18 protein-coding genes, 1 pseudogene and 1 riboswitch are annotated in these 23,300 nt (G+C 39.5%); of the genes and pseudogenes, 14 read left to right on the forward strand and 5 right to left on the reverse strand.

All coding sequences use genetic code 11. The features are described from left to right. Window positions 1–494, forward strand: a pseudogene (locus tag ACQKN3_RS19725) (mucin 17-like protein); the annotation flags it as partial. Window positions 495–755: 261 nt separating this feature from the next. On the opposite strand, the gene ACQKN3_RS19730 reads toward ACQKN3_RS19725, so the two are convergent. Next, window positions 756–1,844 (reverse strand): tetratricopeptide repeat-containing glycosyltransferase family 2 protein, encoded by a 1,089-nt coding sequence (locus tag ACQKN3_RS19730; protein ID WP_427714256.1) that lies wholly within the window; start codon window positions 1,842–1,844, stop codon window positions 756–758. Between the two features lie 139 nt (window positions 1,845–1,983). Here ACQKN3_RS19730 and ACQKN3_RS19735 point away from each other — a divergent pair, with 139 nt between their 5' ends. Further along, complete coding sequence (locus ACQKN3_RS19735) at window positions 1,984–3,357, forward strand: S-layer homology domain-containing protein (protein WP_427714258.1); 1,374 nt, start codon at window positions 1,984–1,986, stop codon at window positions 3,355–3,357. A gap of 147 nt (window positions 3,358–3,504) precedes the next feature. Here ACQKN3_RS19735 and ACQKN3_RS19740 read toward each other — a convergent pair whose 3' ends face one another. Continuing rightward, complete coding sequence (locus ACQKN3_RS19740) at window positions 3,505–4,251, reverse strand: alpha/beta hydrolase (RefSeq protein WP_340733395.1); 747 nt, start codon at window positions 4,249–4,251, stop codon at window positions 3,505–3,507. A gap of 186 nt (window positions 4,252–4,437) precedes the next feature. Between ACQKN3_RS19740 and ACQKN3_RS19745 the strand changes: the two genes are divergently transcribed. From ACQKN3_RS19745 to ACQKN3_RS19790, 10 genes are all read left to right on the forward strand, one after another. Beyond that, window positions 4,438–5,325 (forward strand): LysR family transcriptional regulator, encoded by an 888-nt coding sequence (locus tag ACQKN3_RS19745; RefSeq protein ID WP_251691687.1) that lies wholly within the window; start codon window positions 4,438–4,440, stop codon window positions 5,323–5,325. 5 nt (window positions 5,326–5,330) lie between these two features. Beyond that, complete coding sequence (locus tag ACQKN3_RS19750; protein WP_427714263.1) at window positions 5,331–6,173, forward strand: tetratricopeptide repeat protein; 843 nt, start codon at window positions 5,331–5,333, stop codon at window positions 6,171–6,173. A gap of 143 nt (window positions 6,174–6,316) precedes the next feature. Beyond that, complete coding sequence (locus ACQKN3_RS19755; protein ID WP_251691691.1) at window positions 6,317–6,808, forward strand: chemotaxis protein; 492 nt, start codon at window positions 6,317–6,319, stop codon at window positions 6,806–6,808. A 144-nt stretch (window positions 6,809–6,952) separates the two neighbouring features. Next, window positions 6,953–8,338 carry a protoporphyrinogen oxidase gene (gene hemG, locus ACQKN3_RS19760; protein ID WP_427714265.1) on the forward strand — a complete coding sequence of 462 codons (1,386 nt, stop codon included), beginning with the start codon at window positions 6,953–6,955 and terminating at the stop codon, window positions 8,336–8,338. Window positions 8,339–8,425: 87 nt separating this feature from the next. Beyond that, a riboswitch (SAM riboswitch) is annotated at window positions 8,426–8,523 on the forward strand. 102 nt (window positions 8,524–8,625) lie between these two features. After that, entirely contained in the window at window positions 8,626–10,470 is a 1,845-nt protein-coding gene (locus ACQKN3_RS19765) for a bifunctional homocysteine S-methyltransferase/methylenetetrahydrofolate reductase (protein WP_427714268.1), read from the forward strand. Then, complete coding sequence (metH, locus tag ACQKN3_RS19770) at window positions 10,463–13,894, forward strand: methionine synthase (RefSeq protein ID WP_427714271.1); 3,432 nt, start codon at window positions 10,463–10,465, stop codon at window positions 13,892–13,894. Before ACQKN3_RS19765 ends, metH begins: the two co-directional genes overlap by 8 nt. A gap of 69 nt (window positions 13,895–13,963) precedes the next feature. Then, entirely contained in the window at window positions 13,964–14,476 is a 513-nt protein-coding gene (locus tag ACQKN3_RS19775) for an N-acetyltransferase family protein (RefSeq protein WP_427714295.1), read from the forward strand. Window positions 14,477–14,604: 128 nt separating this feature from the next. After that, the gene (locus ACQKN3_RS19780; protein ID WP_251691699.1) at window positions 14,605–15,636 is read left to right on the forward strand and encodes a fatty acid desaturase; all 1,032 of its coding nucleotides are present in this window, start codon (window positions 14,605–14,607) and stop codon (window positions 15,634–15,636) included. 88 nt (window positions 15,637–15,724) lie between these two features. Beyond that, on the forward strand, window positions 15,725–16,861 hold the full coding sequence (locus ACQKN3_RS19785; protein ID WP_427714274.1) for a sensor histidine kinase: 1,137 nt from the start codon (window positions 15,725–15,727) through the stop codon (window positions 16,859–16,861). After that, window positions 16,858–17,472: a response regulator transcription factor gene (locus ACQKN3_RS19790; protein WP_065216319.1), complete on the forward strand. Its 615-nt coding sequence runs from the start codon at window positions 16,858–16,860 to the stop codon at window positions 17,470–17,472. Before ACQKN3_RS19785 ends, ACQKN3_RS19790 begins: the two co-directional genes overlap by 4 nt. Before the next feature lie 93 nt (window positions 17,473–17,565). On the opposite strand, the gene ACQKN3_RS19795 is transcribed toward ACQKN3_RS19790, so the two are convergent. From ACQKN3_RS19795 to ACQKN3_RS19805, 3 genes are all read right to left on the reverse strand, one after another. Next, window positions 17,566–18,537 (reverse strand): proline dehydrogenase family protein, encoded by a 972-nt coding sequence (locus ACQKN3_RS19795; RefSeq protein ID WP_427714277.1) that lies wholly within the window; start codon window positions 18,535–18,537, stop codon window positions 17,566–17,568. 324 nt (window positions 18,538–18,861) lie between these two features. Beyond that, on the reverse strand, window positions 18,862–20,214 hold the full coding sequence (locus tag ACQKN3_RS19800) for an ammonium transporter (protein ID WP_251691705.1): 1,353 nt from the start codon (window positions 20,212–20,214) through the stop codon (window positions 18,862–18,864). 29 nt (window positions 20,215–20,243) lie between these two features. Beyond that, a complete protein-coding gene (locus tag ACQKN3_RS19805; RefSeq protein WP_079523171.1) occupies window positions 20,244–20,585 on the reverse strand; it encodes a P-II family nitrogen regulator in 342 nt (113 codons plus the stop codon). 362 nt (window positions 20,586–20,947) lie between these two features. On the opposite strand from ACQKN3_RS19805, the gene ACQKN3_RS19810 reads away from it, so the two are divergent. After that, entirely contained in the window at window positions 20,948–22,417 is a 1,470-nt protein-coding gene (locus tag ACQKN3_RS19810) for a nicotinate phosphoribosyltransferase (RefSeq protein ID WP_427714281.1), read from the forward strand. An 18-nt stretch (window positions 22,418–22,435) separates the two neighbouring features. Further along, window positions 22,436–23,260, forward strand: coding sequence for an ammonia-dependent NAD(+) synthetase (nadE, locus tag ACQKN3_RS19815; RefSeq protein WP_427714283.1), 825 nt, complete (start codon window positions 22,436–22,438; stop codon window positions 23,258–23,260). Window positions 23,261–23,300: the final 40 nt, after the last annotated feature.

The raw sequence follows: 23,300 nt of genomic DNA on the forward strand, positions 1-23,300 counted from the left end.
TATCGCCAGAAGGCCCGGTAGCCCCGGTAGAACCAGTTGCTCCTGTAGCTCCAGAAGGTCCAGTGTCGCCAGTAGCGCCGGTTGCCCCAGCAGGTCCGGTATCGCCAGTGGCCCCCGTTGCTCCGACAGGTCCGATGTCGCCAGTAGCGCCGGTTGCTCCGGTAGGCCCAGTGTCGCCAGTAGCACCAGTTGTTCCAGTAGCCCCGGTTACTCCGGCAGGTCCGATTTCTCCAGTAGCCCCGGTTGTTCCAGTAGGACCGGTATCGCCAGTAGCGCCGGTTGCTCCAGTAGGTCCAGTAGGTCCAGTATCACCAGTAGCGCCGGTTGCTCCGGCTGGTCCGATCTCCCCGGTAGCCCCAGTAGGCCCGATGTCGCCAGTAGGGCCACCAGCAGGACCAGTAGCGCCAGTAGGCCCAGTGGGACCAACAGGACCGGGAGGACCAGTAGGACCGGTTATACCTGTATTACGCCCACAGTATGGAGAACATTTATGATAAGCCCCGCAACATTTTAAATAGCCTTGGTTGTATTTCCTTATGTCGAATTCCATATAATGCCTCCTTTACATAGGTAGTTATTATTAAAAATATTATTTCAAAATAATATATTCGAAAAAATATATAGTAGTTATGACAATGAACTATAAAAACCGGAAATAACTTTTGTAAAAGAGGTTTATATTAGAACAGTAAAATTGAAGACAGCAATATTTTAAAATGCAGATTCTTAAAAAATTTAAATAAGACAACTCCATTTTAAGGTTCTAAGGAATGGTTATTTTTTAAAATCTTATTAAAGTACTTTTGGTTAAACAGTATTCTTTCATCATTTGGTTTGAAACTTCTTGCTTTTTCATTGTGGAAATATGCTAACTCGTATTGCTGTAACCGGTCATAGAGGACGCATAATTGTAGATGAGGGAGCCATGTAGTATAGGTGTTATTTTTAAAAGGGGAATTAGGCGGGATTTTTACTGTTAACGCTTGCTTATACCAATAGATCGCTGCTTTGTTTTTGGATTGTTCCATAAAGTGAAAGCCTAATCGACAGCATGCTTCAGGTCTGGGGATATCGTACTCAAAACTTCTCAAAACAGAAGTGATTTTATTTTCATCATCTTTAATAGCTGCATAACAATCAGAGAGTTTATAACAAGCTTGAATGCAGTCCTCGACCCAACCTAAATTTGTAGTTAAAAACTGCTTATAATAGTAAATGGCTTCTTCATAAATCTGGTGGTCTTTAAGTTCATTTGCATAATAATAAATATCGCGAGGTGATAATTCCTTTCCATCACGGATCAACTTCTTATAAATTTCAATATTGCGATGTGTATCGTGGGAAAGGGGGAGGTGACTAACCCCAATGTCACTGTCTAAAATTGTTCCGTAAACTTCTAAATATTCATGTACAGCCCCAATCCACTGAAAGTTTTTTTCGCGTTTTACTAAGCGGTTTCTTCTTATTAAAGAAGCTATATTTCCATCATCATTAAAACTTAAATAATAATTCATTGAGACGACATCGGTTTCAGGATCGAGAGTATTTTTTAGTGATTTAAACTTTGCATGTTCTTCAATGGTAAGAATGTCATCTGCATCCAGCCAAAGAATATAATCTTTCGTTGCTTGCTGGAATGAAAAATTCCGTGCTGCGGCAAAGTTGTCAATCCAATTAAAATCAAACACTCGATTTGTGTATTGTTGTACAATTTCTTTTGTATTGTCTGTAGATCCCGTATCCACAATATTAATCTCGTCCACTAAATCTTTTACCGAATCTAAGCAGCGGGCAATCACGGCTTCTTCATTTTTGACAATCATACATAAGCTAATTGAAATCATTTTCTATCCTCCAAAAGTTGATCTTCTAATATATGTGAAAGTAGTATTTCAGGCATAACCTCTTTGTTTTAATAATATTTTGTATTTTAATAACTCATAAATTATAATATGGAAAGGTTCCAAAATAAGGGGGAATTGGATGAAGAAATTTTCGGTATTACTGACATTAGTACTGGTTTTACAACTCGTTTTACCATTAACAAATATAGCGCAGGCAGAAGATGAAAGTAAGTCGCTTTATTATGTAGCACTTGGTGACTCGCTGGCAGCGGGAATGAATGAAAACGGTGAGATTGGTTTTGGTTATGCAGACTTACTTGCTAAAAATTATCAAGAGCAGAAAAGTGAAGTTATATTCAATAAAGGGTTTTCTTATCCAGGATTTACAACAGTCGATGTGTTAAAGGGTATTGAAGAAAACGTAACTAAGCCTATATACGATTTAAATGGTGTTTCGCAAAAGACAGTAGCAATCAAGGATGCAATACAACAGGCAGACCTAATTACATTGAGTGTAGGAGCAAATGATATTTTGAAAAATGTAAATCGCTCTGAATCCGGTGAATTTAGCTTTGATACTGCAGGTGTTATTAAGAGCATTCAGGATGTATCAGTGAATTATAAAAAGATTTTCGACAGCATTTATAAAATTAATCCCGAAGTTGATATGATTGTGATGGGTCTTTACAATCCGTTTCCATATATCGAAGATCCGGCAGTTCAAAAACAGTTAAGCATGCTAGTAACGACTTTGAATAATTCAATGAAGAGTATTGTAGAAAAAAATGGTGGCATATTTACTGAAGTAGCTGCACAGATCGCTACGGATGCAAAAACGTATTTACCGAACCCTAAAAATATTCATTTAAGTGAAGCGGGTTATCAAGTTGTAGCAGATGCGATGATGAATGATTATTTGAATGCCTTGATGAAAGAGTCAGAAGAAGATCCTACGGAAGGCGAGATTGTTAAAGCGCCATTTACTGATATTCAAAACCATTGGGGTAAAGATTATATTGATGTTGCCTATGCAAAAGGTATTATGAATGGGTATGAGGATGGTACATTCCAGCCGAATGCCAACATGACGCGTGCTCAAGTAATATCTGTCATTTCACGGGCCTTTGGATTAACTGCAACAAACAAAGCCCCTTTTAAAGATATTAGTCATTATGCACAGCAAACTCAAAATGGAATTGCCGCTGCATATGAAGCTGGCTTAATAAAAGAAAATAACGGGTATTTTAATCCACAAGGTAAAATTACACGTTCACAGTTAGCATTGATCCTAATGCGTCTTTCAACTGTTCAAGCAGGTCAGCAATATATACCTGCAAAACAGGCACCTTTCCATGATATTGCGAACTATGATCGTGAAGCACAGTTAGCAATTACATTTTTATATGATACGGGCGTAGTACAGGGAATAAGTGCTACAACATTTTCACCTAAAGGCAATGTAACACGTGCTCAAGTGGCGAAAATTTTAGTGCTAGCAATAAATGAAAAATAAAAAAACAAGCGTTAAATGGACGGGGATCCATTTAACGCTCGTTTTTTGCTGACGAGTAAACAAAAGCAAACTCGTCTATATCATTGCAAAAACGGGGATTTTTGCAAGGGGACACAATGCCATGTATAAGCTAAAGTGGGCTAACGATTATTCTTTCCACTTTAACCCTTCAAAGAAACGGTAAATTTCTTCAAACACTAATTCACGTTCTTTACCTAATGTTAATATATGTCCGGAATTAATGAAAGTTTTAACTGATTTAATTCGTGAATTTACTGAACTATAAATTAAGTCGGCACTTTCACAATAATATTCATCATCTTCCAAGCCACGTAAAATGTGGACTGGTGTTTGGATAACATTAAGTTTTTCGCTTGTTTCATTAATCATATTTTGTAAATAGTTTAATGAAGGCATTTTTACAAGTTCAGCAATTTTATTACGGCTATCAACTGTCTCATCATAAGTGCCTGATAACTTTTTATAGTTAATAGCATAGTCAATAATACGATTTTGTAAACTATCTGTTGATTTTGCTGTTGCTGGAGCAGACATTGTAACAATCGCTTTTGTCGGACGTTCTTCACCAAGCTTTAAAGAGAATATGCCGCCGAGAGAAACACCTGCTACCGCAATTTCATCATAGCCACGATTACGCAATTCATCATAGCCTTCTATAACACTGTCCCACCATTCAGCGGGTTGTGATTGAATTAATAAGTCAGGGCCACCACCATGGCCTTTATATAATGGTGCATGTACTGTATAGTTACGATCCGCTAAATATTTTCCTAAACGTTTTACATCATTTGTATTGCCGGTAAAGCCATGCAGTAATAAAACAGCACGTTTCCCGGATTCAATTGTAAAAGGTTTCGGCGCGATGAGTTTCATTGTCAATTAGACCCCTTTTTTTATGTCAATTTTATATATCTTCAAAAAAATGCTTGAAATTTTAAAATAATTTTGTTATGAAAAGCTCTTGTTATCGACTATTATAAAGGTATTAATATATAAGTACAATTTATTATTTTTATTGTTTCGATGCAAAAAAGTTATGAATGATGTGAGGTATGTAAAATGGAGATTGAACAGCTTCAATATTTCAAAACCGTTGCTACAATGCAACATATGACACGTGCGGCAGAAGTTTTAGCGATTTCCCAACCGGCGTTAAGTAAGTCCATCGCGAACATTGAACAAAATTTGGGAGTACCACTTTTTAACCGCGAAGGAAGATCCATCTATCTGAACCGTTTTGGCGAGCTTTTCTTGCAAAGTGTCAATGTCATTTTGGATGAATACGATCGTATTAAAGAAGAATTTGAAGATATTATCAAACCGGGTTCTGGAGAAGTATCATTTGGCTTTATTCATACACTCGGTATGGAGATTGTGCCGGAACTGATTGCTTCAACAAGTGAGGCATTTCCGAATATGCAATTTTCTTTGACACAGGCGACTTCATTAAGCCTATTAAAGCGGCTTGAAGAAGGAGCCATCGATTTGTGCCTATCGCAAAAAATAGAATCAAAAGTAATTGAAATAGAAACAGAAGAATTGTTTGTGGAAGAGCTGTTTGTTATTGTCCCGACAACACATCCATTAGCACAGCAAGATGCTGTCAAATTTGAGGAAGTAAAGAATGAACCATTTATTGCGATTAAAAAGGGGAATTCGCTCCGTCAATTAGTGGATGAGCTTTTTTTAGAGCGGGGCATTGTGTTAAACACAACATTCGCTGCTGAAGAAATGCATACAGTAGCGGGATTTGTCGGTGCGGGAATGGGTATATCCGTAATACCGAATATTAAAGGGCTTGATCATTATAAAGTAAAACGTTTGAAGTTAGATCCGCCCTGCTATCGCTCAGTCTGTGTTTCATGGGCGAAAAATCGTTATTTGCCTCCAGCAGTATCCGAATTTAAACAATACTTACTGGATTATTTTCAGCAAAGAGAAGAGTGAATAATATGGAGCACAATCAATTTAAAACCTGGCTGAAACAACATGAAATCGAGCATGAGGAAAAGTGGCTTGAACGATTTGAATCGGCATTTAAAGGGGACGAGCAGGCAATCGTTAATATCGCATTGTTATATAAAGAATATGGACAATATGACGAAATGTACGACTTGCTAGATAAGGCAAGTAAGCGGCAAAATAGTGAAGCTATGTATGAACTAGGAAACTGTTATTTTGAGGATCTTGGTGAAAAAGGCAGCGAGCATCAGGCGTTCTTACTCTACAAAAGTGCTGCACAATTAGGTCACCGTGATGCAATGAATAATTTAGCAGATATGTATTTGAACGGTGAAGGAACAACAGTTGACGAACAACAAGCGCTCAGATGGTTCAAGAAAGCTGCGCAATTAGGTGTCGCTGAAGCGATGTTTGCACTCGGAATGATGTATGAACAAGGATTGGGAACCGAATGTGATGAATCACAGGCCTTTGCCTATTATTCTCGCAGTGCAGAACAGCAAGATGTCGAGGCAATGTATCGCATTGGTATGATTTATTTTTCAGGAGAACTAGGGCAACAGCAAGATAACGAAAAAGCGTTGGAATGGTTTTTAAAAGCGAGTGAACAGTTTCATGTCGATGCAACATTTAATATCGGCTACTGCTATGAATATGGTTATGGTGTAACCCAAGATAACGAAAAAGCAACCCATTACTATAAAAAGGCAAGTTTACTTGGTGATTTAGAAGCGACAAAAAAAGTTTTAAGCTACTATGAGATGACGGATGCAGCTGAAGCATCCAAGTGGCGGGAAAAGCTAATAGTTCTAAATAACGATATATATGAATAATAATGTGATAGAGACAATAAAAGTTTTAATTTCCTATTTCCCTGTCATAATTTAGACCCATTTCATGGGGAAAAATAGGTTTAATTTTAGTGAGAAATAGGAAATATATTATAAGGGGAAAGTATTAAGAAGGGGGAATTTCCATGTTTATGTTTGCAGTCCATCAATTCTCTTCTGAACACAATGAGGATAGTATTCAAAAACTACAACAAATGCTATTAGAACAGAGAGAGAATCTGACGACGCTATGTACAATCGTTGAATATTTAAAAAGTTATGTCCAAACAGGATTAGATCATAAAGATGTTGTTAAATACAAGCAAAAAATCCAAATGATGACGGATAAACAAATCAAACGTTACAATCAGATTGATGAGCTTATCAATACTAATATTTTGGAATTGAAGAAGGGTAAAACAGCAGATAATACCGCACTTATATATGGTAAAGAAGTTCGGAAAATTGAGTCTGGTGTTCGTACTTTAAAACTGTTTGCGAGCGATGCAGTGAATATGTTAGATCTAAATAAACATTTAGAAAATCGCAGTAGTGAACGTATACGTTATTTTGATAAACGCTCCACGTCTTTGGAAGCAGAAATTATTTCCCTAACAAAGCAACTATCTTATAAATAAATTAAGAGGCCATCCTAACATAGTTTTTTGGTAGGATGGTTTTTCTTATGTGGTTCTATAAATTGTAATACCCCACTGACCATATTTCGCATAAAAAAGTTTATACTTATAAAAGAGAAGCGAACGAAATAGGAGAGAATGGATATGAAAACAGTAGTAGTTGTAGGTGGCGGGATTACCGGGCTATGTACGATGCATTATTTGAAAAATAAAATGCATGAGCAAAATGTGGAAGCACGGTTAATACTGATTGAAAAGAACGCATATTTAGGCGGGAAAATTCATTCCGAAAAGGATAAAGGTTTTATTATGGAAACGGGGGCTGACTCAATTGTAGCTCGCCATCCAGGGGTTTTAGAGCTTGTAAAAGAGCTTGATTTTGAATCAGAGCTTGTCTATAACGAAACAGGAATTTCTTACATTCATACGAATAATGAGCTCCATGCAATTCCGGCAGGATCGACATTCGGTATTCCGATGAGTGTGGAATCACTCATGTCGAGTACGTTAATTTCTGAAGAAGGAAAGAAGAGAGCACTTCAAGATTTAGAAATCCCGAATACTAAATTTACAAAAGAAAGCTCGATCGGTACGTTTTTGGAGTATTTTTTAGGGGAAGAAATTGTCCGCAAGCAAATTGCCCCTGTATTAGCGGGTGTTTATTCAGGCGACTTATATCAATTAAGCCTGGCTTCCACATTGCCTTATTTAGTGGATTATAAAAACAACTACGGATCGATTATTAAAGGATTCGAAGCACATCGAGAGCAATTTGAAAAAGCTGTGAATAAGAAGTTTATTTCTTTCCGCTCAGGTTTATCGGCATTGATCGATCGCTTAGAGGAACAACTGCCGGAAGTTGAATTCATGAAAAATACAGTAACAAAGCAAATCCGTAAAAAAGAAGAGCAATATGAAGTCGTGCTGGAAGAAGAAATAATTTTATCGGATGTTGTTGTATTGGCTGTTCCAAATGAAACAGTACGTCATGTCATACAGGATGACTCACTGGAAGAACAGTTGAAAAAGTTCACGACGGCATCTGCTTTAACGATGTATTTGGGCTTTGATGTACCGGATGATATTTTACCGGCAGATGGTACAGGCTTTATCGTTTCGCATAATAGTGATTTAGTTTGCAATGCGTCAACATGGACGAGCCGTAAATGGAAACATACATCGGCGGAAGGTAATTTACTTGTTCGCCTGTTTTATAAAAATATTAATCCGCGTTATGAAGAGTTGGCTGCTATGTCTGATGAAGAACTTACGAAAGTTGCACTGGAAGATATACGTGTTAGCTTAGGTGTTGAAGCGGAGCCGACAGTCGTCAATGTAACAAAGTGGGTTGACCAAATGCCCCGCTATGATTTGGCGCATAATGAAGCATTATCGGAAGTTATACAGCAGCTGGCAAATGATTACCCGAATGTTCTATTAGCGGGATGTGCCTATTTCGGAGTAGGAATCGGTGCCTGTATTTTAAATGGAAAAAAAACAGCTGAACAAATTATTAGTCGAATTATGTAAAGAAATACTTCATTCGGCTAAAGGGTATTGACGGAAGTATTAGATAACGTTATGATTCATTTAATTATTTTAAAAATTCATATTATTTTCTTATCAAGAGAAGTAGAGGGACTGGCCCGATGAAACTTCAGCAACCAACGTTAAGTCAGGTGCTAAATCCAGTGGCAAATGCCAGAAGATGAGAAGGGATTAAGTTGATAACTATTATGCCTTCTTTTATTTAATGAAAGAAGGCTTTTTTGTATCGTTAATATACTGAAAATACTGTAAATGATGGAGTGAAGGCAATGGGTTTACTTGAAGAATTACAAACACGGGTTTTAACAGCAGACGGGGCAATCGGAACACTTCTTTATTCATATGGATTGGATTATTGTCATGAAGAGATGAATATTGCACGTCCTGATATTATAGAAAAAATTCATAGTGAATATATTGCGGCGGGTGCAGATATTATTCAGACAAATACATACGGAGCCAACCGAATTAAGCTTGCACGTTATGGCTATGAAAATCGTGTTAAGGAGTTTAATGAAGCTGCGTTAAAAATTGCAAAGCGTGCTGCTTCCCTGGATGGACAATATGTGCTGGCGACAATCGGTGGTATTCGTGGAATCCGAAAAAGTGATGCGACATTAGACGAAATTTTAACTGCGTTCCAAGAACAAGCGGAAGTATTACTAGCTGGTGAACCAGATGGATTCTTACTGGAAACGTATTACGATTTTGAAGAATTATCGCATTGTGTCCATCTATTACGTTCTATGACTGATTTACCGATCATTGCCCAAGTGACAATGCAGGAGCCGGGTGTCCTTCAAAATTTAATGTCTTTAAATGAAGCACTTCAGGATTTGGAAAGACTAGGTGCGGATATTGTTGGGAGTAACTGCCGATTAGGTCCTTTCCATACGATTCAGGCATTTGAAGGAGTCAATTTACCGAAAAAGGCCTTTCTATCGGCTTACCCAAATGCATCATTATTAGATATTGAAGATGGTCGTGTTGTCTATGAATCGGAAACCGACTATTTCGCACGTGCAGCCGTTGAACTTGTAAACCAAGGAGTCCGTTTAATTGGCGGGTGCTGCGGGACGACACCGAAGCATATTGCAGCCGTAAAAAAACGTTTGGCGAATATGCAACCAATCGAAACGAAGGAAGAAAAACACAGGTCTACACAATTCGTCCGTATTCCGGAGCCACGTAAACAAGAGCCGCTCCACGAAAAAGCAAAACGTGAACGCTCTGTTATTGTTGAGCTGGATACACCGCGTCACCTGGAAATCGATGGGTTTGTCGAAGGGGCAAAACAGCTGGCAAAAGCGGGAGCCGATGTCATTATGATGGCTGATAACTCACTTGCTTCGCCGCGCATCAGCAATATCGCGATGGCCGCTATTTTAAAAGAGCACGGAATTCGTTCATTGCCGCATTTAACGTGCCGTGACCGAAATTTAATTGGGCTTCAGTCACATTTAATGGGACTTGATGCTTTGGAGCTTCATGATATTCTGGTCGTAACAGGGGACCCAACAAAAGTGGGGGATTTCCCGGGGGCGACGAGCGTATATGATGTTTCGTCAATGGAGCTCATTTCCTTAATTAAGCAGTTAAATAAAGGTGGTTCTTTTACTGGGAAGTCACTCCGTAAACAGGCGAATTTCTCGGTGGCCGCTGCTTTTAATCCGAATGTCCGTGTGTTGGACCGTGCTGTTGCCCGTTTAGAGAAGAAAATCGAGCATGGTGCAGATTACTTTATTTCACAGCCGGTTTATACGAAAGAAAAGATTATCGAAATCTATGAGGCGACTAAGAATTTGGAAACACCGATTTATATCGGGATTATGCCACTTACTTCATCACGCAGTGCGGAATTTTTACATCATGAAGTACCGGGCATTAAATTGTCCGATGAAGTACTTGCGCGTATGGCTGCCTGCGGGGACGACAAGGAAGCATCGACAGCAGAAGGAATCGCAATTGCGAAAGAGCTGCTCGATACGGCATGCAAATATTTTAATGGTATTTATTTAATTACACCGTTTTTACGCTATGATATGACGCTGGAATTAATGGACTATGTAAAACAATATGATGTGGAAAGTAAAGGAGTTCAGTCGAATGTATAATCACCCAATTCATGAGCAATTACAAAAAAGAATACTTATCATTGATGGTGCCATGGGGACGATGCTTCAGGCAGAAAACCTAACATATGAAGATTTTGGCGGGGAAGACTTAGACGGTTGTAATGAAAACCTGGTACTTACGAGACCCGATGTTTTAGGCAAAATTCACCGTGAATATTTAGCTGCAGGCGCTGATATTATTTGTACAAATACGTTTGGCGGAACACCGCTTGTTCTGGATGAGTATGACATAGGGGACAAAGCGGTAGAAATTAATAAGCAGGCGGTTGAAATTGCACTAGAAGCAGCGAAGGAGTTTTCGACACCGGAATGGCCGCGCTTTGTCGCAGGTGCAATCGGCCCTACGACAAAAACATTGTCAGTAACAGGCGGTATTACATTTGAAGAGCTGGAAGAAAACTTTTATATCCAGGCAAAAGCGCTAATCGAAGCTGGGGCGGATCTTCTCTTAATGGAAACTTCCCAGGATATGCTGAATGTTAAAGCAGGAACGATTGCGATACACCGTGCATTTAAAGAACTCGGCAAAGAGCTGCCTGTCATGATTTCAGGGACAATCGAGCCAATGGGAACAACGCTTGCCGGGCAATCAATCGAAGCATTTTATATTTCAATCGAGCATATTAAACCATTGTCTGTCGGACTGAACTGTGCGACAGGTCCGGAATTTATGACCGATCATATCCGTTCATTGGCAGAGCTTTCGAACGGCTATATTAGCTGTTATCCGAATGCCGGTTTACCGGACGAGGAAGGCTGCTACCATGAAACGCCGGATTCATTATCGAAAAAACTGCAAGGCTTTGCAGAAAAAGGCTGGCTGAATATCGTCGGTGGCTGCTGTGGTACAACGCCAGCACATATCGCAGCGATCCGTGAAGCTGTAGATGGCTATAAACCGCGTGAGCCGAAAGACGTAACACACGGACATGTCGTATCAGGTATCGAGCCATTACAATACGACGAATCTATGCGTCCGTTATTTATCGGGGAGCGTACGAATGTTATCGGCTCTCGTAAATTCAAAAACCTGATTGTTGACGGCAAGTTTGAAGAAGCTGCGGAAATTGCGCGTGCACAAGTTAAAAACGGGGCACATGTCATCGATATTTGTTTAGCAAATCCAGACCGTGATGAAGTAGAAGATATGAAAAACTTCATGCAGGAAGTTGTGAAAAAAGTTAAAGTGCCGCTTGTCATTGACTCTACAGATGAAAAAGTAATGGAAGTCGCACTGAAGTTTTCACAAGGGAAGGCCATTATTAACTCGATTAACTTGGAAGATGGAGAAGAGCGTTTCGATGCTGTTATGCCACTAGTGAAAAAATATGGGGCTTCGCTTGTTGTCGGTACGATTGATGAAACTGGAATGGCTATTACACGTGAGCAAAAGCTTGAAGTAGCGAAGCGTTCTTATAAGCTCTTAACAGAAAAATGGGGCATGTCAGCAGAAGATATTATCTTTGACCCGTTAATGTTCCCGGTAGGTACAGGTGATGAGCAATATATCGGTGCTGCTGAGGAAACAATCGAAGGAATTCGCCTTATTAAAGAACATTTACCTGGCTGCTTAACAGTGCTTGGTGTTAGTAATGTTTCGTTCGGTCTACCGCCAGTTGGACGCGAAGTATTGAATGCAGTGTACTTATATCACTGTACACAGGCTGGCCTTGACTATGCGATTGTAAATACTGAAAAACTGGAGCGCTATGCATCGATTCCTGAAGAGGAAATCAAGCTGGCGAACGATTTAATCTTCAATACAAATGATGAAACACTCGCTGTATTTACTGCCTTTTACCGCGATAAAAAGAAGGATGCAGTCGTGAAAGAATTGCCGGCGACAGTGGAAGAACGCCTTGCGTATTACATATTGGAAGGTACGAAGGAAGGGTTAATTGAAGATTTAAATGCAGCTCTTGAAAAGTTCGATACACCGCTTGATATTATTAACGGACCATTAATGGCAGGGATGGCGGAAGTCGGTAAGCTGTTTAACGAAAACCAGCTGATTGTGGCAGAAGTACTTCAAAGTGCCGGTGTCATGAAAGCGGCTGTAGCTCATTTAGAGCAGTTTATGGAAAAGGGCGATACGAGCGCCAATAAAGGAACAATGGTATTGGCGACAGTAAAAGGCGATGTTCATGATATCGGGAAAAACCTTGTTGACATTATTTTAAGCAATAATGGCTATCGTGTTGTAGATTTAGGAATTAAAGTAACACCTGCACAGTTGATTGAAACAATTCGAAGAGAAAAACCCGACTTTATCGGCTTGTCAGGTTTACTTGTAAAATCTGCTCAGCAAATGGTCATTACGGCACAAGACTTTAAAGAAGCGGGTATTAATATTCCGATATTAGTAGGGGGCGCGGCATTGTCACGTCGCTTTACTGAAACGAAAATTGCCGATCAGTATGATGGACCGGTAATCTATTCAAAAGATGCGATGCAAGGTTTGGACCAGGCAAATCGCTTAATGAATACAAACGAGCGTGAAGTATTAATAGAAGAATTACGTGATGCAAGAGAAAAACGTCTGGAATCGGATGCGAAGCGTGCAGCACGTCCGGCAGTGGCAGTACTAGAAAAGCCGGTTCGAACAGTGGGAGATACCGCTGTTTGGAAGCCAAAAGATCTAGTGCCGCATATTAAGCCGGATTATTCGGTAGCGCATTTACACCCGTATGTGAATATGCGTACATTGATCGGGCATCATTTAGGGCTTAAAGGAAACTTGGAGCAATTGCTTGCAGATCAGGATGACCGCGCAATTTTATTAAACGATTTAGTGAATGGTTATTTAACAAGCGGTGGATTGAGTGCTTCAGGAATGTATCAATTCTTCCCTGCACAATCCGATGGTGATGATGTTGTCGTGTACAGTCCGGAAGATGCAAAAACGGAAATTAAACGCTTTACATTCCCGCGCCAGCAAGCAGCACCATATTTATGTTTATCGGATTATTTAAAGCCGGTTGATAGTGGTGAAATGGACTATATTGCATTAATGGTCGTAACGGCGGGTAAAGGGGTAAGCGAAAAAGCAAAAGAACTGAAACAAGCAGGCAAGTTCTTGGAGAGCCATGCATTACAAGCAACTGCACTTGAACTTGCGGAAGGCTTTGCGGAGCGTATTCACCAGGAAATCCGTGACCAATGGGGCTTCCCGGATGCAACGGACTTTACGATGCGTGACCGATTTGCAGCGAAATACCAAGGACAACGATTTAGCTTTGGCTATCCTGCATGTCCAAATCTGGAAGACCAGGAAAAACTGTTCTCTCTATTGAAACCGGAAAAAATTGGCGTACATTTAACGGAAGGCTTTATGATGGAGCCGGAAGCAAGTGTATCGGCGATTGTGTTTGCTCACCCGGATGCACGCTATTTTAATGTATAATTGATTCAAAAATACCGCTTTACCTTATTTAAGGTAAGGCGGTTTTGCAACCTTTAGGAGGAAAAGATGATGATTCGACGCGCAACAAAAGAAGATATACCGACGATTTTGGAAATATTTAATGATAATATCCTAAACTCCACAGCGATTTACATGTACAAGGAACAAACATTGGAAGACCGCTTAAGATGGTTTGAACAAAAACAGGCTTCAGGTTATCCGCTATTCGTATTTGATGAAGACGGTGAAGTAGCGGGTTATGCAACGTATGGAAGTTTCCGTGATTATCCAGCAAACCTTTATACAGTAGAACATTCAGTATACGTGCATAAAAATCATTATAAAAAAGGGATTGCCAGTAAACTGATGCACGCAATTATAGAGGAAGCAAATACAAAAGGTATAAAGACAATGGTTGGATGTATCGATAAAGAAAACATCGCCAGTATTAAAATACATGAGAAATTCGGTTTTTTATACAGCGGAACAATCCGCAATGCCGGTTATAAATTCGGGAAATGGCTGGATTTAGTGTTTTATCAATTAGATTTGGATGGTCCGGAAAATCCCCAGGAAAACTAAAGGGTACTCGAGTTGTTACCAGGTCATATGACATCTGTCATAAAAAATATATGATGTTTGAGCGTTTTATCATGTTCGTTCTTTTTATATGATGAGGTTAATAATTTTGTGAAAAGAGGGATCGACACATGGTAAGCACACATGCAGATAAAACAAAGCAGCTGAGAAAAGATGTTGCGCCGTTTGCAAAATCAGAAACGCGACTTAGTATTCAACAAATATTAAATACGCTTGTACCACTTGTATTAATTTGGGGGGCAGGTTATGTATTGCTCCAGTACTCTCCTTGGTATACGGCCTTATGTAGTATCCTTGCTTCAGGATTTGTTATTCGTGCATTTATTATTTTCCATGACTGTACACACGGTTCATTCTTCAAAAGCAAAAAGGCGAATGCCATTATCGGAAATATTACAGGTATTGTGACATCGTTCCCTTATGAAAAGTGGAAACGCGAGCATACGATTCACCACGCGACAAGTTCAAACTTGGATAAGCGCGGGATTGGCGATATCGATATGCTGACAGTTGATGAATACCTTGAAAAGTCAAAATTAGGTCGTTTAGGTTATCGTTTATATCGCAACCCGATTGTCCTGTTCGGTTTAGGACCACTATTTATGGTACTTATACTGAATCGTTTCAATCGTAAAGATGCAAAACGTAAAGAGCGCTTAAACACGTATTTCAATAACATCGCATTATTAGTTATTTGTACAACCCTTATTTTAATATTTGGTTGGTCAACATTCTTATTAGTACATGGTTTAACATTGTTTATTGCAGGTTCATTAGGGATTTGGCTGTTCTATATTCAGCATACTTACGAAGATTCATACTTTGAAGTTGATTCGGAGTGGGATTATGTAAAAGCTGCAGTAGAAGGAAGCTCATACTACAAATTACCGAAAGTACTGCAATGGATTACAGGAAATATCGGTTTCCACCACGTACACCATTTGTCACCGCGTGTACCGAACTATAAGCTGGAAGATGCACATGAGTCGATCAAGCCGCTTCAACAGGCAACGACGATTACGTTAAAGACAAGCTTAGAATCAATTCGCTACAAATTATACGATGCCGACAATTACCGCTTTATTACATTTAAAGAAGCGGCAGAACTTGAGGGATCGCGTAACCGAACTGTTGCGAACTAACTTTATACAAAAATTAAGGTACCTCAATTTATAGCTTGAGGTACCTGTTTTATTATAGAATATAGGTAAAAAGAGAATCGAGGCAATTATGCAAACATGGTATAGTATCATCCCGAAAAGTCCGATGTTGAGTATTTATATATGGATAATCTTTTGTATTATGCCATTTTTCTTCATTATACAATCGTTCACATTATGGCAGATTATTTTAGGGATCACTTTAATTTTTAGTTATTTCTTATGTCATTATTTTTCATTCAGTGCCAGACCTGGGCTGAAGTATATGTGGATCAGCTTTCAAATGTTGCTGAATATCGCAATGACACTTGTATTTGGCTACGTATATTTGGCATTGTTTACCGCGTTTTTCATCGGTAATATTAAACAGCCAGTTGGGTTTTATATTATGTATGGCTTACATATAGGCTTTACCGTTCTTTCGATTGTCGGGGGTTACTTCATCTTCCTTGACTTATTTTTATCGCAAACACCATTTATTATTATTAATGTGCTGGGTGTTGTGCTGTTACCGTTTACGCTCTTTTCAAGAACGCGACGGGAAAACCTGGAGGGTGAGCTGGAAACAGCGCGGGAACGTATTTCAGAATTGACGGTTATTGAAGAACGTCAGCGTATTGCACGCGACTTACACGATACACTTGGTCAAAAACTTTCCATGATTGGTTTAAAAAGTGACTTGGCAGCACGACTGGTTGAGAAAAGTCCGGAACAAGCCATTATAGAAATAAAGGATATTCGCCAAACTGCGAGTGTCGCGCTAAAAGAAGTACGTGAGCTTGTAGCCGATATGCGCGCAGTAAGGGTGGAAGAAGAGCTCTATCGTGTGGAACAAATATTAAAAGCTGCACAGATTAAACTGCGGTTAAATGGAGATAAAAGTGAAATCAAAATGCCGATTTTAGCGGAAAATGTTATTAGTATGTGCTTGAAGGAAGCAGTTACAAATATCGTCAAACATAGTAAAGCGACGATTTGCCGTATTAGCTTTTATCAAAGTGATGATGAATTCAAAATGACGATTCAGGATAATGGGGTTGGCTTTGAATACTCCAATACATTACTCGGTGGAAATGGCTTAAAAGGGATGCAGGAGCGTATTGAATTTATCAATGGTTCACTTGAAATAGAGAGCGATGAAGGGACGACGGTCGTGCTGAAAATACCGTTGGCGATCACGCATCAAAAGGGAGAGAACGTGAAATGATTCGAATTGTAATTGCTGAAGATCAAGGAATGCTGCTTGGGGCGATGAAATCATTGCTCAGCATGGAAGAGGATATGGAAGTAGTCGGCCTTGCAAAAAACGGTGAAGAAGCAATTGAAATGGTAACAGAATTAAATCCGGATATTTGTATTATGGATATAGAAATGCCGATCAAAACTGGGCTGGATGCTGCCGAAGCGTTAAGGGGAAGCGAATGTAAAATCATTATTTTAACGACGTTCGCGCGGCCAGGTTATTTTGAACGTGCTAGAAAAGCGGGAGTGCGCGGCTATTTATTGAAGGACAGTCCGATTGAGGAGCTTGTCAATTCCATTCGGATCATTATGGATGGGCGCCGCATTTACGCACCGGAGCTAGTGGATTTTGTATATGAAGATGATAGTGAAAACCCGCTCACAGAACGGGAAAGCCAAGTGCTGGAACTTGTTGCGGAAGGGAAAACGACAAAGGAAATTGCCGCAGAACTTTATTTATCGGCAGGTACAGTAAGAAACTACATTTCTGTCATACTTGATAAACTTGGTGTAGGTAATCGAATTGAAGCGATCGCACGCTTCAAAGAAAAAGGCTGGAATAAAAAGAAGATGTAATTGAAAAGAAGCCTCAAACTAATTTAAGTACTAAATAACCCCCTTATTTTGTCTGTGAACAAAATGAGGGGGTTTCTGATTGAGGTAAGCCCTTTATTTCTTTTTCGTTAATCGCCCGAGAAGGTATGCTCCCGCTGCTACTGCCAGTAAAGTGTTTGTCTTTTTATTGAACACTTGTTTAGTGACGAGACTGATGTTTTGTGGACGTTCTGCTAAGCGACGCATGAAATAGCCGTACCAGTCCTTGCCGTAGGGTACATATACACATACTTGATAGCCTTCGCGTGCAAGTTCCAGCTGCAAGTCTTTACGGAACCCGTAAAGCATTTGGAACTCAAATTTTTCTTTCGGAATATCATATTGCTCAACGTAATACTTCACATGCTTAATGATATTGTGGTCATGTGTGGCAATCGATGTAAAATGTCCGTGCGCTAAATGATATTCAATCAGCTCGATAAAGTTGATATCAATATCAAGTTTATCCTGGTAAGCTACTTCTTCCGATTCTTTATAGGCACCCTTTACAACCCGTAGACGGAAATCCTTAAAGTTTTCAATATCGTCTTTTGCGCGGTGGAAGTATGCTTGAATGACTGTTCCTACATTATTGAACGATTTTGCAAGTTCCTCCACAATATCGAATGAAGGCTGAAGTCGCTTATAATCTTCCATGTCAAAATTGACGAAAATGCCGTATTCATGGGCACGTTCCACAATTTCATATAAATTGTCGTAGCAGAGGTCAATGTCGATATCCAACCCTAGCTGTGAAGGTTTCAAGGAAATGTGTGCATCCAATTCTTCAACCTGAATGGCTTCGATCATAGCTAAGATTTCTTCTTTCGCTTGTGTTGCTTCTGACTCATCAGTAACGTATTCGCCTAAATTATCAACAGTGCAAGAAATCCCTTGCTCGTTTAATTTACGAATACTTTCGATTACTTCTTCGATAGTTGTCCCTGCAACAACGCTTTGTGCACCCAATTTTAAACCGTATTGCTGCGCTGCATTAGTAAGAGTTTGGTTTTCAGATAATGAAATGAAAAAATCACGTAATGCCATAAAAACATCTCCTTAAAATTCGTCATTTTCTTAAAATTATACCATAGCGCTATTTTCGTAGATTACGAACAGCTGCCTTAATTAATACCCGTTTTAATCTTCTGCATGCGGTTAAACGCTACATTGTTAAAGTGAATACCTTTTCTATCATATGTTGCTCCTTCACTATCAATTTCTATATATTAGGATAATCCTATTGAGTAAAGAAAGCAAAATAACAAGGAGCTGTCTGAAAAAACTTTCAGAACAGCTCCTTGTTGAGTTTATAATTTATTGAAAGAATGGTTCGAAAATGTGTGGGGGAAGGGGGCACACATTTCGCTTTTAGCTCTTGGTAGAGCTTAAAGAATTCGGGAACCCTGTTTTAGTTTTAGACCCGCTATCTTGTAAGTTAGAAGGAGTAGGAACTCTTCCTAAGTTCGTTAGACGTTGGGCAAAACTGTCATTTGATTTTGTAAGACCTTTAAAAGTTTCCTGCATTTCATAAGCGTATGCGCCATGTTCTGCAATATCCAAACCTTGGACTTCTTCTTCGTGTGTAACACGTAGAGGGATAAATACTTTAATAATATATGTTGCAATGGCAACAGTACTCGCAGTCCACGCAATTACTGCGACAACACCTAATGCCTGCACGCCTAGTAATTCAGCACCTCCGCCGTAAAATAGACCGCCACCAGCAGTATCAAATAATCCGACTGCTAACGTACCCCAAATACCAGCTACACCATGTACAGCAACAGCACCAACCGGATCATCCACTTTTAGTTTATGTTCAATAAAGCGGACCGCTTCTACTAACACAACGCCACCAACAGCACCTGCAATAATAGATCCGACAATGCTTAAGTTAGCAGCACCGGCAGTAATACTTACTAAACCAGCTAAAGCACCGTTTAGTGTTAAAGAACCATCAATAAAGCCATAACGAAGACGTGTATAAAATGCAGTAGCAATTACACCAGCAGATGCAGATAAGAAAGTATTTGCAATAACGCCAGGAACTAATGCTGGATCTGCTGCCAATGTTGATGCACCATTAAAGCCATACCAACCTAACCAAAGGATGAAAACACCTAATGCGCCAAGTGGAATGGAGTGACCGGGAATAACGTTTACAACACCTTTAGCATACTTCCCGACACGAGGACCGACGATTGCTGCAACTACTAGAGCTCCAACAGCACCAGTTAAATGTACAACAGTTGAGCCGGCAAAATCGACGAAGCCTAAAGAAGTTAACCAGCCATCACCTTGCCATACCCAATGCCCGACAACTGGATAAATAATTGCTGTCATGATAATGACCAAGGCGATATAGGCCATAATATTTGTACGTTCAGCAACAGCACCTGAAATGATCGTTGCACATGTTGCAGCAAACATTGCCTGGAATACGAAAAATGCGATATCATCTACACCGCTTAATGCAAAACCGGAAGTGCCGATCAATCCGCCGGAGCTTTCACCGAACATAATGGCATATCCGACTGCGAAATAGACAAGACCCCCGATTGAAATTGTTAAAATGTTTTTCATTAAAATATTGACGGCATTTTTAGAGCGTGTAAATCCTGCTTCCACCATCGCGAATCCCGCATGCATGAAGAATACGAAAAACGCCCCAAGCATTACCCAAACTAAGTTAATCGATAATTCCAATGCTTCATTCGTCATTAAAAACTCCTCCTTTTAGGTACACTTTTTTAGTCAATTGCAATTGAGCCAAGCTCTTTTGTGCGTATACGAATTGCCTGCTCTACAGGATAGATAAAGATCTTACCGTCACCAACTTCACCTGTAGAAGCTTCACGCAATAATACATCAATAATCGGTTGAACTTTTGCGTTGTCAACAACCATCTCGAGCTTGAGCTTTTGCGAAAATTCCATTGAGAAAGAGTTTCCGCGGAACAATCCGATTTTTCCCTCTTGTCGCCCAGCTCCGGCAATCTCGGAAATACTTAATCCATCAATTCCTTCAAGAGCTAACCCCTCTCGAACTTGTGCAAACACCTCAGGTCGAATAATCGCTTCAATTTTTTTCATGCTCAACAACTCCTTGTGTTATGTTATCTAACATGATAAATTGAATTTTCGGATAAATCAATAACTAATGTAAGGAAAATTAACATGGATTTTCGATTGGTTTAATCGCATTGTGAGATGATGTCAAAAAAAGGAAGGTGGGATAAGGTTTGTTGGATGGTTGAAATCCGGAAGTTGATTGCCCGACTGAAGTTTCGAAACGTTTTTTATTTAGTCAATTGGGGAAAACTATATAACCAGCACAGCAAAATTAACTGCCATGTAAAAGTAGGTCACATGGAAGAAATAATCTTCATACTTCGAATTAATTGAAGATAGTGTATACTATGACTAAATTATGTTTTGGAAGAAGGGAACTTACGATGAACGAAAAGTATGTAGATGATAGTTTTGCTTTGCATACCGATTTATATCAAATTAATATGGCGGAAAGCTATTGGGCAGACGGAATGCATAACCGAAAAGCTATATTTGAGTTGTATTTCAGACAATTGCCGTTCGGGAACGGCTATGCAATTTTTGCTGGTTTGGAGCGCATGCTGAATTATTTAAAAGACTTTCGATTCAGTGAAACGGATATCGCATATTTACGAGATGAACTTCATTATAAAGAAGATTTTATCGAATACTTAAAAACGATTCGTTTTACAGGTTCCGTGTATTCGATGGAGGAAGGTGAACTTGTTTTTGCAAACGAACCGATTGTGCGAATTGAAGCGCCGCTAGTGGAAGCACAGCTGATTGAAACAGCGTTATTGAATATCGTAAACTATCAAACGCTGATTGCGACAAAAGCGAGCCGTATCAAACAAGTTGTTCATAAGGAAATTGCAATGGAGTTCGGTACACGACGCGCGCAAGAGATGGATGCAGCTGTTTGGGGAGCTCGTGCCGCAGTAATCGGCGGTTTTGAATCTACTTCAAATGTACGAGCAGGGAAACTGTTTAATATTCCTGTATCGGGTACACATGCACATGCATTAGTTCAAGCATATAAAAACGATTATGATGCATTCCATTCCTATGCCAAGCGTCATAAAGACTGTGTGTTTTTAGTTGATACGTACAATACATTAAAGTCAGGTGTTCCGACGGCGATCCAAGTAGCAAAAGAACTTGGCGATAAAATTAACTTTATCGGAATTCGTTTAGACAGCGGAGATATTGCCTTTCTTTCAAAGGAATCACGCCGAATGCTTGATGAAGCAGGTTTCCCTGATGCGAAAATTATCGTTTCAAATGACTTGGATGAATATACGATCTTAAACTTAAAAGCGCAAGGTGCCCGAGTGGACATGTGGGGAATTGGTACAAAACTCATTACTGCATATGACCAGCCTGCTCTAGGTGCTGTCTATAAAATGGTTTCCATCGAAAATGATCATGGTGAAATGGAAGATACGATTAAAATTTCAGCTAATGCTGAAAAGGTAACGACACCTGGTTTAAAAAGAGTCTACCGGATTATTAATAAAAAAAGCGGGAAATCAGAAGGGGACTACATTGCGATGGCTGATGAAAATCCTGCTGCTGAAGAACGAATTAAAATGTTCCATCCGGTGCATACATTTATCTCAAAATTCGTAACGAACTTTGAGGCGAAGGAATTACACCGAAAAGTGATTGATAAAGGTGAAGTTGTTTATGAAAATCCAACATTAATGGAAATCCGTCAATATGCGTTCAACAACTTGGATTTACTTTGGGATGAATATAAACGTTCGTTAAATCCCGAGGAATATCCAGTCGATTTAAGTCAAAAATGTTGGGATAATAAAATGCGCAATATCCAAGAAGTGCGCGATATGGTAACAGAACTCGAAGAACGATAAGGAATGAGGACATTGTCTATGTTGCAAAAACAAATTATTGAAGAGTTAAAAGTACAGCCAACAATCGATGTAGAACAGGAAATCCGTAAGTCTATTGATTTTTTAAAGGAATACGCAAAACATCATCCTTTCTTAAAAGGATTTGTGCTCGGTATTAGCGGTGGCCAAGATTCAACGTTAACGGGTAAGCTAGCACAAATGGCTGTTGATGAACTAAATGAAGAAGCGGGGTCATCCGTTTACTCGTTCTGGGCGGTAAGATTACCTTATGGCAAACAATTCGATGAAAAAGATTGCCAAGATGCACTCGATTTCATTCAGCCTACAGAAGTGTATACAGTTAATATTAAAAATGCTGTGGATGCAAGTGTAAATGCGCTTTTGGAAGCAGGAATTACGTTGAGTGATTTTGCAAAAGGAAATGAAAAAGCACGTGAACGAATGAAAGTACAATATTCGATTGCAGCATCGAATGATGGTGTCGTACTTGGTACGGATCATGGTGCAGAAGCAGTAACGGGCTTTTATACAAAGTATGGTGATGGTGGCACGGATTTAATGCCGATTTTCCGTTTAAATAAACGCCAAGGTCGTGCCATTTTAAAACATTTAAACTGTCCTGTACATTTATATGAAAAAATTCCGACTGCAGATCTAGAGGAAAACCGCCCTGCGTTGCCGGATGAAGTAGCACTTGGTGTTACGTACGAGCAAATTGATGATTATTTAGAAGGCAAGAAAATACCCGAGCAGGCACGTGAAAAACTTGAAGGGCATTACTTGCGCTCGATGCATAAACGTCATATGCCGATTACAATTTTCGATGATTTCTGGAAACAATAATACACATTAGAACATGATGAATCACCTTACTTCTTTTTGA

Origin of the sequence: Solibacillus sp. NPDC093137 (genome assembly GCF_050280445.1) — a bacterium.
GTDB lineage: Bacteria > Bacillota > Bacilli > Bacillales_A > Planococcaceae > Solibacillus > Solibacillus isronensis_B.

What these genes read in the sequence shown, in the direction of transcription:
- ACQKN3_RS19775 (WP_427714295.1), top strand. Translation starts at nt 13,964, where the DNA reads ATGATTCGACGCGCAACAAAAGAAGATATACCGACGATTTTGGAAATA.
- ACQKN3_RS19755 (WP_251691691.1), top strand. Translation starts at nt 6,317, where the DNA reads ATGTTTATGTTTGCAGTCCATCAATTCTCTTCTGAACACAATGAGGAT.
- metH (WP_427714271.1), top strand. Translation starts at nt 10,463, where the DNA reads ATGTATAATCACCCAATTCATGAGCAATTACAAAAAAGAATACTTATC.
- ACQKN3_RS19745 (WP_251691687.1), top strand. Translation starts at nt 4,438, where the DNA reads ATGGAGATTGAACAGCTTCAATATTTCAAAACCGTTGCTACAATGCAA.
- ACQKN3_RS19740 (WP_340733395.1), bottom strand. Translation starts at nt 4,251, where the DNA reads ATGAAACTCATCGCGCCGAAACCTTTTACAATTGAATCCGGGAAACGT.
- ACQKN3_RS19790 (WP_065216319.1), top strand. Translation starts at nt 16,858, where the DNA reads ATGATTCGAATTGTAATTGCTGAAGATCAAGGAATGCTGCTTGGGGCG.
- ACQKN3_RS19730 (WP_427714256.1), bottom strand. Translation starts at nt 1,844, where the DNA reads ATGATTTCAATTAGCTTATGTATGATTGTCAAAAATGAAGAAGCCGTG.
- ACQKN3_RS19780 (WP_251691699.1), top strand. Translation starts at nt 14,605, where the DNA reads ATGGTAAGCACACATGCAGATAAAACAAAGCAGCTGAGAAAAGATGTT.
- ACQKN3_RS19750 (WP_427714263.1), top strand. Translation starts at nt 5,331, where the DNA reads ATGGAGCACAATCAATTTAAAACCTGGCTGAAACAACATGAAATCGAG.
- ACQKN3_RS19805 (WP_079523171.1), bottom strand. Translation starts at nt 20,585, where the DNA reads ATGAAAAAAATTGAAGCGATTATTCGACCTGAGGTGTTTGCACAAGTT.
- ACQKN3_RS19810 (WP_427714281.1), top strand. Translation starts at nt 20,948, where the DNA reads ATGAACGAAAAGTATGTAGATGATAGTTTTGCTTTGCATACCGATTTA.
- ACQKN3_RS19800 (WP_251691705.1), bottom strand. Translation starts at nt 20,214, where the DNA reads ATGACGAATGAAGCATTGGAATTATCGATTAACTTAGTTTGGGTAATG.
- ACQKN3_RS19785 (WP_427714274.1), top strand. Translation starts at nt 15,725, where the DNA reads ATGCAAACATGGTATAGTATCATCCCGAAAAGTCCGATGTTGAGTATT.
- nadE (WP_427714283.1), top strand. Translation starts at nt 22,436, where the DNA reads ATGTTGCAAAAACAAATTATTGAAGAGTTAAAAGTACAGCCAACAATC.
- hemG (WP_427714265.1), top strand. Translation starts at nt 6,953, where the DNA reads ATGAAAACAGTAGTAGTTGTAGGTGGCGGGATTACCGGGCTATGTACG.
- ACQKN3_RS19765 (WP_427714268.1), top strand. Translation starts at nt 8,626, where the DNA reads ATGGGTTTACTTGAAGAATTACAAACACGGGTTTTAACAGCAGACGGG.
- ACQKN3_RS19795 (WP_427714277.1), bottom strand. Translation starts at nt 18,537, where the DNA reads ATGGCATTACGTGATTTTTTCATTTCATTATCTGAAAACCAAACTCTT.
- ACQKN3_RS19735 (WP_427714258.1), top strand. Translation starts at nt 1,984, where the DNA reads ATGAAGAAATTTTCGGTATTACTGACATTAGTACTGGTTTTACAACTC.